Below are 13,132 nucleotides of genomic sequence, written 5' to 3' on the forward strand. Positions count from 1 at the left end.
GTCGTCTCTCTGCAAGGAGCCCCCGTGCCACCCACCACCTCCCCCTCCCTCGTCCTGCTCTCCGCCCGCCTGCTCGACCCGGTCACCGGAGCGTTCCTGCCGGAGAGCGCGCTGGCCGTCTCCGGCGGGCGGATCCTCGCGCTGGGCGACGACCGGGAGATGCGGGCACTCGCCGCTTCCTCGACGACCGTGCTCGACCTCAAGGGGGCCGTCGTGACGCCCGGTCTTGTCGACGGGCACCTCCACCCCGTCTCCGGAGCCGAGTTGACCCAGGGGCTCGACCTCTCGGGCTGCGCCGATCTCGACGCGGTGCGCGACGCGCTGGCCCGGGAGATCCGTGGCCTCGCGCCGGGGGCGTGGCTGCGCGGGTGGGGGCTCGACCCGAACGTCTTCGGTGACCGGCCCGTCGGGACCGCCGCCATCGGCTCCGTGCTCGACGGCATCCCCGCCGCGCTCCAGATGTTCGACGCCCACTCGATGCTGGCGAGCCCGCGCGCCCTCGAACTCGCCGGGGTCGACGGACCCCGCACGTTCGACCAGGCCGCCGAGGTCGTCTGCGACGCGTCGGGACGGCCCACCGGGCTGCTCCTGGAGGACGCCGCCTGTGAACTGGTGGAGCGCGCCGCGCCGCGGCCCACCCGTGCCGAGCGCCGCGACCAACTCGCCGCCGTCCTGCGGGGGATGGCCGCCATCGGGCTGACCGGCGGTCACGCCATGGACGCCAACGGCGAAAGCCTCGCGCTGTACGCCGAGTTGGACGCGGCGGGCGAACTCCCGGTGCGCCTGCGCGTCGCGCCCTGGTGTCAGCCGGGAACCGACGCAGACGGCCTGCGCGCGCTCATCGAGGGGCAGGGGGCCGGTGGTGCCCTGTGGCGGACCGCGGGCGTCAAGCTCTTCATGGACGGCACCATCGACAACGGCACCGCGTGGCTCGAACGCCCGGACTGTCACGGCGAGTCGACGCACGCGTTCTGGCCCGACCCCGCCGCGTACACGCACATCGTCGGTGAGCTCCACCGGGCCGGGGTGCCCACCGCCACGCACGCCATCGGCGACGCCGCCGTACGGCACGTGCTCGACTCGGTCGAGAAGGCCCTGGCCACCGGGGCCGGTGGCGGTGCCGGCGCCGGTGCGGCCGGGACCCTCCGGCACCGTGTCGAGCACATCGAGACCGTGCCCGACGACACCCTGCGCCGGTTCGCCGAACTCGACGTCATCGCCTCCATGCAGCCCACCCACTGCTGTGACTTCACGCGCGCCGACCACACCGACAACTGGTCGCGGCGCCTCGGCGACGAGCGTGCCGGGCGCGCCTGGCGCTGCCGCGACCTGTGGGACTCCGGCGCCACCGTCGTCCTCGGCTCGGACTGGCCCATCGCCCCCTACCCGCCGCTCGCCGTCATGGCGGGCGCCCGCCACCGCCGCCCGAGCCGCGACCTGAGCCAGGCTCCGCACGGCCCAGAGCAGGCGCTCTCCGCGCTGGAGGCGCTCCAGGGCATGACCGTCAACGCGGCCCGCGCGGCGGGTGACGAGCACGAGGCGGGGCGGATCAGGGTCGGACACCGCGCCGATCTCACGGTCTTCGCGGAGAGCCCGCTCGACACCGCGGCCACCGAGCTGCCGGAGCTGCCCGTCCTGCTCACGGTGCTCGACGGCGGGACGACGCACCGCGACGCGAGCCTCTGAGGGCGAGGCCGCAGGCCACCCCGGGCGGCCCGCGCTCCGACGATCCCCGCGCCCCGGCGGCCCCCGCACGGATCAGGCGTGCGGGGGCCGCCCGGTGAGCCGGTGGTGCGCGAGGCTCAGCGCCTCGTCCACGACCCGGCGCAGATGGCCGTCGCCGAGTGCGTAGACCACGCGGCGGCCCTCCTTGCGGGTGGTCACGAGCCCCGCGTGGCGCAGCCGTGCGAGGTGCTGGCTGACGGCGGGGCGCGCCGCGTCGCAGGCCTCGGTAAGCGTGCTCACATCGGCCTCGCCGTCGGCGAGGCGGCGCAGCAGGACCAGGCGCGTGCGGTCGCCGAGGAGCGACAACAGCTCGGCCGCGAGGGCGAATTGGTCCTCGCCCGGCGTGTGCGGATGCGCAGGATGCGCAGGTGATAGGTGCATGCGTGCGCTCATACGCACATAATGAGCGCTCGGACCGCCCGAGTCCACCGTCCCCCTCGGGGCCGCGGGGGACCGGGTCCGTCCACGACGCCATCCGCGTACGGGAAGGGGCACGACGTGAACGACGGCAGGCAGCACGAGCACCCTCAGGCGCACGACGTGAGCGACGGTCGGCAGCACGAGCACCCTCATGCGGACGGGGGCGGGCACACCCCTCACCAGCACCCTCATCCGGCTCCACCGCCCACCCGGACGGGCCGCCCGCGCCACCGCGTCCGTCACCGCCTCCACCACCTCCGCCACCTGTTCACCCCGCACTCCCACGACTCCGCCGACAAGGTCGACGCCGCGCTGGAGAGCTCCGCGCGCGGGATGCGGGCGCTGTGGGTGTCGCTCGTCGTGCTCGGAGCGACCGCCCTGGCGCAGGCCGTCGTCGTGGCCGTCTCCGGATCCGTCGCGCTGCTCGGCGACACCGTGCACAACGCGGCCGACGCGCTGACCGCCGTACCGCTCGGCATCGCGTTCGTCGTGGACCGCCGCGCCGCGAACCGCCGCTTCACCTACGGGTACGGCAGGGCCGAGGACCTGGCGGGCGTCGTGATCGTGCTGACCATCGCCGCCTCCGCCGCGTTCGCCGCCTGGTCGTCCGTCGAACGGCTCCTGCATCCACGGGACATGAGCCACATCCCGGTGGTCGCCGTGGCCGCCGTCATCGGATGCGTCGGCAACGAGTGGGTGGCCCGCTACCGCATCCGCGTCGGCCGCGAGATCGGCTCGGCCGCCCTGGTCGCCGACGGACTCCACGCGCGCACGGACGGATTCACCTCCCTCGCCGTACTGATCGGCGCGGGCGGTGCGGCCGTGGGTCTGCCGCTCGCCGACCCGGTGGTCGGGCTGCTGATCACCGCCGCCATCCTGCTCGTCCTGAAGGACGCGGCCCGGGAGGTCCTGCGCCGGGTGATGGACGCCGTCGACCCGGCGCTCGTCGACTCCGCCGAGCACGCGCTCCTCGCCGTGGACGGCGTGCACGCGGTCGGTGAGCTGCGGCTGCGCTGGATCGGGCACCGGCTGCGCGCCGAGGTCGCGGTCGTCGTCGACGGAACGCTGACGGTACGGGAGGCGCACCGCGTCGCCGTCGACGCCGAGCACGCGCTGCTGCACGCCGTGCCGAAACTGACCGGCGCCACGGTCCACGCCGACCCCGCACCCGTCGCGGGCGAGCGTGACCCGCACCTGGCCCTCGCCCACCACGCACCGGCCTGACCGGACCGCGTAGCCAACTCCTCGTACGGAGAGCCGAGTTGTACGGGTGTGGTCTACGTCACTCGAAGTGGCGGGAACTCGACCGGTGTTCGGCCCGACTCCTGGACCGGTCCGGCCGCAGAGCCGGGCCACGGCCCCGCCGACCCAGCCGACCCAGGAGAACGCCCCATGCCCGCCGAACCCACCGTCCTCGTCCCAGACGACGGGCAGCAGCCGGACGAACCCCCGAAGCCGCCGCAGGAGGAGACGGCGGACCCGCGTCCCGTCGCCGGCCCGCGCTCCGCCCTTGCCTCGCTGCGCCCCCTGGTCCTGCGCCTGCACTTCTACGCCGGGCTGCTCATAGCCCCCTTCCTGCTCGTCGCCGCCACGACGGGACTCCTGTACGCGGGGTCGTACCAGGTCGAGAAGTACGTGTACGCCGACGAACTCCGCGTCCCCGTGGGCGATGACGCGGCGGAACTGCCCCTCACCCGCCAAGTGGCCGCGGCCCGCAAGGCACACCCCGAGGGCACGATCAGCGCGGTCCGGCCCTCGCCCGAGGAGGGCGCGACCACCCGCGTCCTGCTCTCCGGGGTCCCCGGAGTGGACCCCGACCACACGCTCGCCGTCTTCGTGAACCCGTACACGGCCGAGGTGCGCGGCGCGCTGGAGCAGTACGGCGCCAGCGGGGCGCTGCCGCTGCGCACCTGGATCGACGGACTCCACCGCGATCTGCAACTCGGCGAGCCGGGCCGCCTCTACAGCGAACTCGCCGCGAGCTGGCTGTGGGTGATCGCGGGCGGCGGACTCGTCCTGTGGTTCGGGCGGCGCAGGGCGCGCAGGAAGTTGCGCGGCACGAAGGGTGGCCGTCGCACCCTGGCCCTGCACGGTTCGGTGGGCGCCTGGGCGGCCGCGGGCCTCGTCTTCCTTTCGGCGACGGGCCTGACCTGGTCGACGTACGCGGGCCAGAGCATCAGCGACCTGCGGGAGGCCATCGGCCAGACGACGCCGACGGTGACGGCGAGCGTGACGCCGGGCGGCGACCCGGGAGCGGGCGGGGCGGGGGAGCACGCCGGGCACGGAGCGTCCGGCGGCACGGGGACGGGCGCGCAGGCGGGGAAGGCCGGAGCCGATGTCGGGCTCGACGCGGTCCTCAAGTCCGCCCGCGGCCAAGGGCTTTCCAACCCCGTGGAGATCGTCCCGCCGGCCGACGCGTCATCGGCGTACGTCGTCAAGCAGGTGCAGCGCAGCTGGCCCGAGAAGCAGGACTCCGTCGCCGTGAACCCCGCCGACGGCCAGGTGACCGAGGTGCTGCGGTTCGACGACTATCCGGTGCTCGCCAAGCTGAGCCGCTGGGGCATCGACGCGCACTCCGGTTCCCTCTTCGGGCTCGTCAACCAGATCGCGCTCGCCGCGCTCGCCGTCGCGCTGATCCTGCTGATCGTCCTGGGCTACCGGATGTGGTGGCGGCGCGGGCGCGGGAACAGTTTCGGACAACCCATGGCGCGCGGCGCGTGGCAGGACGTCCCCGCGTACGTCCTTGTCCCACTGCTCGCGATGATCGCCGTGCTCGGCTACTTCGTACCGCTGCTCGGCATCTCGCTGGCGGCGTTCCTCGCGGTGGACGTCGTCCTCGGTGAGATCGCGTACCGGCGCGGCAGGCGCACGTACGCGTGAGCTGACGAGCGCGGGGGCGTGTGGTCAGGTCCGGGCGGCGGCGACGCAGAACTCGTTGCCCTCCGGGTCGGCCAGGACGACGTGGTGTCCTTCGAACTCGGCCAGCACGCTGCCGCCCGCCGCGACGAGCCGCGCGGCCTCCGCCCTGATCCGCGCCCAGCGCGCGTCGGCGTCGCCGTGTCCCGGCACCCGGACGTCGATGTGCAGCCGGTTCTTCGCGGTCTTGGGCTCGGCGACCTTGAGCAGGGAGAGCCGCGGACGGATGCCGTCCGGATCGCGGAGCCACGCGCAGTCGTGCACGGATTCGTCCTCCGCCGGATCGAAGCTCGCGAACCACTCCTCGCGGGTGGCGAAGGGCGCGGGCGGCGGCTCGTCGACATAGCCGAGCGCCGTCTTCCAGAACGCGGCGAGCAGCCGCGCGTCCGTGCAGTCGAGGGTGAGGTCGATTCCGTTGGCCATGGCGGGACCGTACTGCGAGCCACCGGCGACACACCGTCCGCATCGGCGTCGTCCGGAGTGGTTCCCGCCGTCCGGGTGCCCGGAGTGGCTGAAGTGCTGCTGAAGGATGGCTCAAGGCGGCCAGGAATTATCGTCCGTGTGTGTGACTCGCCCCTGGCTGGGCACCCAATTCTTTGGGTCCCGCCGTGTCTCCCCCGTCGCGGCGGGGCCTCACCCTTTCCCCGGGTCCGCTTCCGGCGCAGGCCGACGTTTCCTCGTGGACGTCTCGGGGTCGGCCTAGGGGTCGGCTCCGACTCGCGGGCGAGCCCCGACCCCGACGCGGTTTCCGGGTAAGGCGGCCTGCACGCAGGAGGACCGGCCCCGGACAGCCCGTGTCTGCTGGGAGACATGGGATTCGACCGTCGTACGACGATGAAGGCGGGACTCGGCGCCGTGGCGGCCGCAGCCGTGACGGGAGCCGGGCCGGAGCGGGCCGCGGCGCGTGGCAGGGAGAACGGTCCCGTGCCGACCGGGACGCGGGGCCGGGGGAGTGGCGCGGTGCTCACGGTGCAGGCCGAGGCGGCGGTGCGCACCAACCTCCCCGTCGTCGCCGACCGGCGTGCCGCCAAGGGCAAGTACGTATATCTCCTCTCCTCCCAACGGCCGCCGGCGGAGGGCTGGTTCGCGACCTACGTCGTCGACGCGCCCGAACCCGGCACGTATGAACTGACGGCGGTCGCCACCGCGCCGGTCGAGGTCCCGCACACCGAGACCGTCGCCTCGTACCTCCACATCGCCGTGAACGACGAGCCGCCGAGGGAGGTGTCCCGGTCCCAGCCCTACTGGTACGAGTCGCGGGCCGCCTGGGAGACCTGAGCGTGCTGACCCTCGGCGACGTCGAACTGTGGCGCGGGCGCAACACGTTGACGTTCTCGGTCAAGGAACCGGCGGTCGTCGACGACGTCATCGCCTACGCCGTCGCGCTGGACCGCTTCACGCTGACACGCCTGCCGGGGCCCGTACTGCGCGACGCCTACGTGGGCGATCCGCGACACTCCCTCGGTACCGTCCGGCACGGCGAGCGCGCCCGCCTGCACTTCCGGCTCGCCGGACGCGCCGAGGGCACGTGTCGCGTCCACTACACGGTCACGGACTACTTCGGGGAGCGCGCGACATCGGGCACGGTGGCCGTCCCCTCCGGTCGGAGCGTCGCTTCGGGTGACCTGCCTCAACTCCCGCCAGGGCACTACCGGGTGGCGGCCAGGATCGTGCGGCATGGCGAAGGCCGGACGGCGCAGCAGGGCGAAGGGCCGCAGCTCGTACGGAACTTCGCGTGCCTCCCCCAACGCCGGGGCGCGGGCGGCGACCGGTTCACGGGGCCGCCGCGCGCGAACCGCTTCGGCGTCAACGCGTTCGTCTCCTCCCTGGTGCCGCCCGCCCGTCTCGACGCCTTCGCCGCGGGCATGAAGGAGATGGGCGTCGGCTGCGTGCGCGACGCCAACGCCTGGCCCGCCGCCGAGCCCGCGCGCGGCACGTACACCACCGAGCACTACGACCGCGTCACCCGCACCCTGCGCCGACACGGCCTGACCTCGCTCGAAGTCCTCTCGCCCGCCCCCGAGTGGGCGATGACCGATGCCTCGCTGCCGCTCCCCGCCGACCTGCGCGACGCCTACCGCTACACCCGCCACCTGGCCGCGGGGCGCGACGCGGCGGCCGTCCCCGAGGCGCTGCAACTCTCCAACGAACCGGACGTCGACGTCACCCGCAGCACGGGCGACGCCCACGCCGCCTACGTCAAGGCGGCCGCCCTCGGCATCGCGGACACGCCGAGGCCCCCGCTCACCGTGCTGCCCGGCATCGCCGAGGCCGGTCACTTCCAGCGGCTGATGCTGGCGAACGACGTCGTGCGCTACGCGGACGTCTGGGCCTTCCACGGCTACCCCGACCCCGCCGAGCAGAGCGAACCCGACTTCCCCGGGGCCGCGGAGGAGCAGCACGCGCTCAGCCGGGCTCACGGGGCGGACATCCCGCTGTGGATGACGGAATGCGGCGCGTTCCTCGAAGCCCGCCCCGGCCGCGATCTCACCCCATCCCAACAGGCCGTGCAGGCACGCTACTTGGTGCGCTCGACGGTGAAGGGGCTGGCTGCGGGGAACGACCGGCAGTTCTGGTTCGGCGGACCACCGCTGCACGACGAAGGGGTCTACTTCGGTCTGCTCAGCCGGGAGTTCCAGCCCTGGCCCGCCTACAGCGCGTGTGCCGCGCTCACGTCGCTGCTCGGCGACGCAAACGTGATCGGTCCCGTGGAGGGGCTGCCGCCGGGGGCTTTCGGCCATGTTTTCGACACGGGGGAGGAGTGCGGATCCGGGGAGCGAGGGGCGGGACGGGTGACGGTCACGGTCGCCTGGGCGGAGAAGCCCGTCCGTACTCAACTCCCCTTACGAGGAAGGTGCGTTGCGGTGCACGACATCATGGGGCGGCGCATCGATGGCGGAGACGCCACCGCGATCCCGGCCCCGGTCGGGCGTGGCGTGCGCGTCGAGCTTTCCCGCGATCCGGTGTACGTCGTCTGCGTCGACGAAGCGGGGAACGGGCGGCCCAGCGTCGCGACCTCACACGGCGAGCGGCTGCCCCGGCGGCTCTCCACGGCCGAGCACATCGTCCTCAGCCAGCGCTACGCCGCGCGCGACGCCGCCCCCGGCAAGGAGGACGGAGACGCCGAGCCGCCCCTCGGCTACCGGCTCGGCGTGCGCACCCGGATGACCCTGGACGTCTACAACTTCGACGCCGTCCCGCGGACCGTCACGGTCACGGCCCACCCGGCGGACGGCTGGACGGCGCGTGCGCGCGGGCCGCGTCGCGTCCGGGTTCCCGCGATGGGGCGCGTCGGCGTGGGGTTCACCCTCGTCGCGGGCCGCGGGGTGCGGCGCCGGGTCGATCACCGGCTCGCCTTCTCGGCCGTCCTCGACGACGGGGCGAGGGTGCCGCGTTCGGTCGCCATGGTCCATCTCGGGCGGGCGGCGAGGAGGGGCGCGGGGGAGGGCGGGTGAGGCGGGTCCCGGTGGGCGGCAGGGGTGTGCCCACCCCGGCAGGGACGGGCCGGGGTGGGCACGGGGTGGTGCGCGGGGGACGCACCGGGAAGGCGGGCTCGGCGGTTCGGCCGGCCGAGCGGCGGAGGCCGGGCCTCGCCGGGCCCGCGTGGTCGGTGGCTGGGCTACGGGAGGGTCAGCCGAACTTCACGGAGCTGATCTTGTTGTCGAAGCCGATCGTGGCCAGGTCGGCCACGTCGCCTTTGACGACCTTGGACTCGCCGGTGCAGTTCCGGCCCGACCAGATCTTCGCCGACCCGCTCATGGAGATCGAAGAGGTCACCTTCGGCCGTGCGACGTTCTGGCAGCCGGGTCCCGCCACGCCCTGGGCCGGTCCGTTGTCGGAGAACTTCGCGTCGTCGAAGAGGATGGCGCTCGTCGCGGGAGCCTGCTGGGACTCGTCGGGGGCGGGCTCTTCCTGGCCCGCGGGCTGCCCGGACTTCCCGCCGTCGGGCCGTACGCCGAACCAAGTACCGCCCACTCCCTGCCCGTTGGTGTCACCCGGCTTGAGGTCCTTGCTGAAGCGGTAGACGGGCCAGCCGCCGACGGTGACCTGGTGGGTGCCGTCGGCGCGCGTGATGACACCGACGGCCGACGGCTCCACGCCGTCCACGAAGACCTTGCCGCCGGGGTTCACGAGCACGGGCGGCCAGGTGGTGGCGCAGGCGCCGTCGCAGTTGGACTTGGAGGGTGCGGCGGTGTCCTTGTCGAAGCGGTAGAGGGTGAAGCCGGAACCGTTGACGACCACCGGATCGAGGTCGCCCGCCCTGCTCGCGGAGAGCTGCACCCACTTGCGCTGCACCGGCTTCGCCGCGGGCTTGCCGGGCGGGTTGGCCCAGTCACCGGTCATCTTCGGCGCGCTGTTCTGCTTCGCCGTACCGGACTTGAAGGCGAGATCCATGGAGCCGGAGTACGAGTCGGAGCCGGAGTCGGCCGCCCGGTCGCTCGCCGACGAAGTGGGCCGGGACCCTTCGGACTTGCCCGAGCCCGAGTCGTCACCGCCGCCGCAGGCCGACAACAGCAGGGCGCCCGCGGCGGCGAAGGACGCGAACAGGGCGGTGTTCCTGCGGTACTTGGTCCTGTCGGTCGTGGCGGTGGTCGTCGTCCTGGTCATCGGGATCTCCTCCGTTGGTGTCCGTCGGCTGGTGTCCGTGTCGGGCGCCGCCCAACTCGTGCCGTCGCAGCGTGAGTACGGGCGCCGAACGCCACCGGGTTCAGCACCGCACGGGACCGAGACCAAACCGAGACATTGTCTAAAGCGGGATACCTTCCGGGAGTTGAGTCATTCCCGCTCCCGGTAGCCGACGGCCGTCGCCGTGACGATCACCGTGCTCAGGAGCAGGGGCCAGGCGACTCCGTGGTGGAGGACGAGCCACGCGCCGGGGATCGCGCCCGCGAGCATCGCGACCACGGCGATGATCCGGCGTACGGAGCGGGCGTCCGTGCCGCCCGCGAGCCGGGACTCGGCTGCGAGGGCGGCCAGCGTGCGGGTGAGCACGGTCGTGGTCATGTCCGGGACGGCCAGCTTGCCCACCGTGCCGTTGCGCAGTCCCATCGCCAGCGCGACCAGGGCAATCACGGGATACGGCGGCCGCCCGCCGGTCGCGAACGCGACGGCGGTGGCGATGCCGAGCAGCACCGCCTCGCCCCACACCGCGGCGCGGACCCAGGGCACCCGGTGCCGGTCGCGGAACGCGCGCGCGAGCCGGCCCGCGACCACGGCGCCCGTGAGGAAGGCGGCGAGTGACACCAGCGAGCCGGTGACCGAGAACCCGGGCGCTCCGGCCAGCGCGAACCCGATGACGACGACATTGCCGGTCATGTTCGCGGTGAAGACATGGCCCAGGCCGAGGTAGCAGATCGCGTCCACGAGCCCGCTCACGGCGGTCAGCGTGATGAGGACCAGGGACAGGGGGTGACGGTTCCCGATCCGCGCGGTCGGCACGGATCGGCTTGCGGGGTGTGCGGTCATGTCGCCGTTCTACCGCGCGGGGCGCCGCGTTTGAGGCATGGCGTGACGGCTACCCGTGGGGAACCGAAGGGAGGGGTTCCGTGACCGTCACACCGTCCCCGCCGGCCCTGCCGACTCTGTCGAATCCGCCGCACCCGGCCGACCGCACCGACACCGAGGTGTGTCACGAGGACCTGGTCCGCTACCTGGAGGACCGCTTCGCCTGCGCCCAGGCGTGTGAGGACTGCGTCCGCGCTTGCGCCGTACGCCAGGGTCCCGCGGCCCCCGGCGCCACCCCGCGCCTCAACTCGGCCTGCGCGGACGTGTGCGACGCGACGTCGCGGGTGCTCGCCGAGCAGGGCGACCAGGACGAGCAGCGGGTCCGCATGCAGGTCGAGTGGTGCCGCGCGATCTGCCTCCAGTGCGCGAGCCTCTGCGACCGCCGGGCCGCCACGGACCACTGCGCCGAGGCGTGCCGCCGGTGCGCGAAGGCCTGCGACGACTTCCTGGCGACGCTGGGCTGAGCCCGGCCCGCCGGAACATCCGCCGGAGCCGGAGCCGGAGCCGGAGCCGGAGCCGGAGCCGGAGCCGGAGCCGAAGCCGAAGCCGAAGCCGAAGCCGAAGCCGATGAGCCCTCAGGCCCCCACTGTCCCGTCCACCCCCTCCCGCAGAAAGTCCGCGTGCCCGTTGTGGCGCCCGTACTCCAGCAGGACGTGCACCATCACCATCCGCAGCGACACCTTCTCGTCCCACCGGGGCTGATGCCCGGTCAGGTCCAGGGATTCCGCGGCCTGTTCGATCCGGCGTGAGTGCGCCACCTCGGCCTCCCACGCGGTGAACGCCTCGTCCCTGGTCGACGCGCTCGCGTCGTACGCCGCCTGGAAGTCGATCTCGTCGGACCAGACCATCGGCGCGTCGTTGTCCTCGAACACCCGGCGGAACCAGGCGCGTTCCACCTCCGCCATGTGCCGCACGAGCCCGAGCAGCGACAGCGTGGACGGGGGCATCGACCGCTGCCGCAGTTCCTCGTCCGTGAGGCCCTCGCACTTCATGGCGAGGGTCGCCCGGTGGAAGTCGAGAAAGGCCCGCAGCGTCTCGCGCTCGCTGCCGGCACTGGGCGGTCCTACACGCTGGTCCCCGGTCACTGACGTGCCTTTCCTCGGTGCGGTACATGGTGCGGTACGTGCGATCGGGGGCAAGTATCCACGACGCGCCACCGCCGCCCCGGGCGAGCCGTCCAACAGGCACCCGCTGAAGCTGCCCGCGCCGCCGCCATTCCCTATTACTGAAACGCGTTCTACTGTGTGCGCCGTCAAGTCCGGGACCGAGTCAGCCATCAGCCAGTCTGAGCCTGGAGGGGCCGTGCACCTCGAATACACGCCTGAGCAGCAGCGGCTGCGCACCGAGCTGCGTGCCTATTTCACCGAGCTGGTGCCGGACAACGCCTATGCCCGATACGGCGATCCCGCCGCCCAGAAGCGGTTCTACCGGGAGACGGTCCGGCGGCTGGGCACGGACGGCTGGCTCGGGGTCGGGTGGCCCGCGGAGTACGGCGGGCGCGGCCTCTCGCCCATGGAGCAGTTCATCTTCTTCGACGAGGCGGCGCAGGCGGGTGTTCCGCTGCCGCTCATGGCACTGAACACCGTGGGCCCGACGATCATGCAGTTCGGTACGGAGGAGCAGAAGAGCTACTTCCTGCCGAAGATCCTCTCCGGCGAACTGGACTTCGCCATCGGCTACAGCGAACCGGACGCGGGCACCGACCTCGCCGCCCTCAAGACCAGGGCCGTGCGGGAGGGCGACGAGGAGACCGGCCACTACACGGTCGACGGGCAGAAGATCTGGACGACCAACGGCGACACCGCCGACTGGGTGTGGCTCGCCGTCCGCACCGACCCCGACGCGCCGCCGCACAAGGGCATCACCATGCTCCTCGTACCGACGAGCGACCCCGGCTACTCCTGCACGCTCATCAACACCCTCGCCTCGCACGACACCACCGCGAGCTATTACGAGAACATCCGCGTCCCCGCGTCGCGCCGGGTCGGCAAGGAGAACAAGGGCTGGCGGCTCATCACCAACCAGCTCAACCACGAACGCGTCACCCTCGCCGCCCACGGCACCATGGCCATCCGGGCCCTCCACGACGTGCAGCGCTGGGCGATGGACACCAAACTCGCCGACGGCCGCCGCGTCATCGACCTGAACTGGGTGCGCCAGCGCCTGGCGCGGACCCACACCAGGCTCGACGCGATGAAGCTCCTCAACTGGCAGATGGTGAACGCCGTCCAGGAGGGCACCCTCACCCCGCAGGACGCCTCCGCCGTCAAGGTCTACGGCTCCGAGGCACGCCGTGACGCTTACGCCTGGCTGATGGAAGTGGTCGGCGCCGCGGGTTCCTTGAAGGAGGGTTCGGCGGGCGCGGTGCTCCACGGCGAACTGGAGCGCGGCTACCGGTCCGCGGTGATCTTCACCTTCGGCGGCGGCAACAACGAGATCCAGCGGGAGATCATCTCGTGGATCGGCCTGGGCATGCCGCGGGTGCGCCGCTGACGGCCGCCCGCCTCCCCGCGTGAGGGAGGTGGGCGGGCCCCCGCTGCGTCCCACTGTTCGGTGACCTGAACCG

General features: G+C 73.0%; 12 protein-coding genes. 7 read left to right on the plus strand and 5 right to left on the minus strand.

The window, feature by feature from the left end; translation table 11 throughout:
• Positions 1 to 24 precede the first annotated feature (24 nt).
• The gene (locus tag ACIO9J_RS22520; protein WP_402002251.1) at positions 25 to 1,686 is read left to right on the plus strand and encodes an amidohydrolase; all 1,662 of its coding nucleotides are present in this window, start codon (positions 25 to 27) and stop codon (positions 1,684 to 1,686) included.
• Positions 1,687 to 1,758: 72 nt separating this feature from the next.
• On the opposite strand, the gene ACIO9J_RS22525 is transcribed toward ACIO9J_RS22520, so the two are convergent.
• Entirely contained in the window at positions 1,759 to 2,106 is a 348-nt protein-coding gene (locus ACIO9J_RS22525; protein WP_402002254.1) for an ArsR/SmtB family transcription factor, read from the minus strand.
• Positions 2,107 to 2,265: 159 nt separating this feature from the next.
• Between ACIO9J_RS22525 and ACIO9J_RS22530 the strand changes: the two genes are divergently transcribed.
• A complete protein-coding gene (locus tag ACIO9J_RS22530; protein ID WP_402003559.1) occupies positions 2,266 to 3,369 on the plus strand; it encodes a cation diffusion facilitator family transporter in 1,104 nt (367 codons plus the stop codon).
• 168 nt (positions 3,370 to 3,537) lie between these two features.
• Positions 3,538 to 5,025 carry a PepSY-associated TM helix domain-containing protein gene (locus ACIO9J_RS22535; RefSeq protein WP_402002257.1) on the plus strand — a complete coding sequence of 496 codons (1,488 nt, stop codon included), beginning with the start codon at positions 3,538 to 3,540 and terminating at the stop codon, positions 5,023 to 5,025.
• Between the two features lie 24 nt (positions 5,026 to 5,049).
• On the opposite strand, the gene ACIO9J_RS22540 is transcribed toward ACIO9J_RS22535, so the two are convergent.
• Positions 5,050 to 5,484 (minus strand): VOC family protein, encoded by a 435-nt coding sequence (locus tag ACIO9J_RS22540; RefSeq protein WP_402002260.1) that lies wholly within the window; start codon positions 5,482 to 5,484, stop codon positions 5,050 to 5,052.
• Between the two features lie 387 nt (positions 5,485 to 5,871).
• Here ACIO9J_RS22540 and ACIO9J_RS22545 point away from each other — a divergent pair, with 387 nt between their 5' ends.
• Both ACIO9J_RS22545 and ACIO9J_RS22550 read left to right on the plus strand, forming a co-directional pair.
• Positions 5,872 to 6,339 carry a hypothetical protein gene (locus ACIO9J_RS22545; protein ID WP_402002263.1) on the plus strand — a complete coding sequence of 156 codons (468 nt, stop codon included), beginning with the start codon at positions 5,872 to 5,874 and terminating at the stop codon, positions 6,337 to 6,339.
• 2 nt (positions 6,340 to 6,341) lie between these two features.
• Positions 6,342 to 8,516, plus strand: a complete 2,175-nt coding sequence (locus tag ACIO9J_RS22550; protein ID WP_402002266.1) for a hypothetical protein — start codon at positions 6,342 to 6,344, stop codon at positions 8,514 to 8,516.
• Between the two features lie 175 nt (positions 8,517 to 8,691).
• Here ACIO9J_RS22550 and ACIO9J_RS22555 read toward each other — a convergent pair whose 3' ends face one another.
• Together ACIO9J_RS22555 and ACIO9J_RS22560 are read right to left on the minus strand one after the other, a co-directional pair.
• Positions 8,692 to 9,669 carry a hypothetical protein gene (locus ACIO9J_RS22555; RefSeq protein ID WP_402002269.1) on the minus strand — a complete coding sequence of 326 codons (978 nt, stop codon included), beginning with the start codon at positions 9,667 to 9,669 and terminating at the stop codon, positions 8,692 to 8,694.
• Between the two features lie 168 nt (positions 9,670 to 9,837).
• Positions 9,838 to 10,527 carry a YoaK family protein gene (locus ACIO9J_RS22560; RefSeq protein WP_402002272.1) on the minus strand — a complete coding sequence of 230 codons (690 nt, stop codon included), beginning with the start codon at positions 10,525 to 10,527 and terminating at the stop codon, positions 9,838 to 9,840.
• Between the two features lie 80 nt (positions 10,528 to 10,607).
• Between ACIO9J_RS22560 and ACIO9J_RS22565 the strand changes: the two genes are divergently transcribed.
• Entirely contained in the window at positions 10,608 to 11,030 is a 423-nt protein-coding gene (locus ACIO9J_RS22565; protein WP_402002275.1) for a ferredoxin, read from the plus strand.
• Between the two features lie 111 nt (positions 11,031 to 11,141).
• Here ACIO9J_RS22565 and ACIO9J_RS22570 read toward each other — a convergent pair whose 3' ends face one another.
• Positions 11,142 to 11,651: a DinB family protein gene (locus tag ACIO9J_RS22570; protein ID WP_402002277.1), complete on the minus strand. Its 510-nt coding sequence runs from the start codon at positions 11,649 to 11,651 to the stop codon at positions 11,142 to 11,144.
• A gap of 217 nt (positions 11,652 to 11,868) precedes the next feature.
• Between ACIO9J_RS22570 and ACIO9J_RS22575 the strand changes: the two genes are divergently transcribed.
• The gene (locus tag ACIO9J_RS22575) at positions 11,869 to 13,059 is read left to right on the plus strand and encodes an acyl-CoA dehydrogenase family protein (protein ID WP_402002280.1); all 1,191 of its coding nucleotides are present in this window, start codon (positions 11,869 to 11,871) and stop codon (positions 13,057 to 13,059) included.
• Positions 13,060 to 13,132: the final 73 nt, after the last annotated feature.

Origin of the sequence: Streptomyces sp. NPDC087300, assembly GCF_044744425.1 — a bacterium.
GTDB lineage: Bacteria > Actinomycetota > Actinomycetes > Streptomycetales > Streptomycetaceae > Streptomyces.